This window comes from Hafnia paralvei ATCC 29927, from assembly GCF_001655005.1.
Classification (GTDB): domain Bacteria; phylum Pseudomonadota; class Gammaproteobacteria; order Enterobacterales; family Enterobacteriaceae; genus Hafnia; species Hafnia paralvei.
Map to the genome: position 1 here is coordinate 1 of NZ_LXET01000069.1, position 983 is coordinate 983.

General features: G+C 42.4%; 1 protein-coding gene. It reads left to right on the forward strand.

Going from position 1 to position 983, the window contains the following annotated elements:
- Positions 1-232 precede the first annotated feature (232 nt).
- A complete protein-coding gene (locus tag M988_RS21810; RefSeq protein ID WP_064575933.1) occupies positions 233-748 on the forward strand; it encodes a DnaJ domain-containing protein in 516 nt (171 codons plus the stop codon).
- Positions 749-983 lie beyond the last annotated feature (235 nt).

Consider the following 983-nt stretch of genomic DNA (forward strand, 5'->3'; position numbering starts at 1 on the left):
ATAGGCTCAGCAGTGAGGGGGGTTATTACGGCTGAAGCCGTAACGCTTTTATGTCCTCGCTGCGCTGCGGGGCTTCCGGCGCTTAGCGCCTCCCATGCGCTGAAGCGCATAAATAATATATAATATTATATAAAATAACTTGCGCCGATTTCTAATCTTATATATAATTAACCACATGAACCGGGCAGAACGCCCAACGGAAACCCGCCGTTAACGGGATGGAATAAATAAAATGAGCCAGAGCATCAAAGAAGCGTTGAACGTGTTAGGTCTGTCAGGTGAAATTACCGAGATTGAAATTAAGAAAGCTTATAAAAAATTGGCTTTAAAATATCACCCGGACAAAAATAAAGCGGTTGATGCAAACATGATGAAAATGATTACCGCCGCTTTTAATTTCCTAAAAGATAACTTAGATAAAATCGTTAATTTTAACCATAACGCCGATGAAGCATATAATTACAGCGAAGAAGTTGAGGAGATGCTTAATAAAATTTCTGAAATTGAAGGTCTAATTATTGAAGTTATCGGGAACTGGATTTGGATTAGCGGCAACACAATGGAAAATCGCGAGTTTTTGAAAGCCGCTGGCTGTAAATATGCACCTAAAAAGAAAGTGTGGTTTTATCGACCTGAAGAACATAAATGTTTGAATAATCGCCGCGAACACTCCTTAGATGAAATTCGGGAGAACTATGGATCACATAGCTTTTCAGGAGGTAAAAAAATGAAGGTGTTAGCAAATTAATTTGATGATTGGCGGGGAAACCCGCCTTTTGGCCGCGCTTTAAAGATAACCGGATATCGAACCCGGTTATCTTTAAATCCCCCCATTTAAGCTTGCAAAAGTGCACCTGTAGGCCGCCCAGCAGAGCTGGCCGACCAACACACCGGAAATCACGCCCAAAACGCCCTATGGGGCATTCTGGCCGCTCACCGGTGCTTTCGGGCGCAAATCAGTAATAGCGTTGTCTGAATGCTTT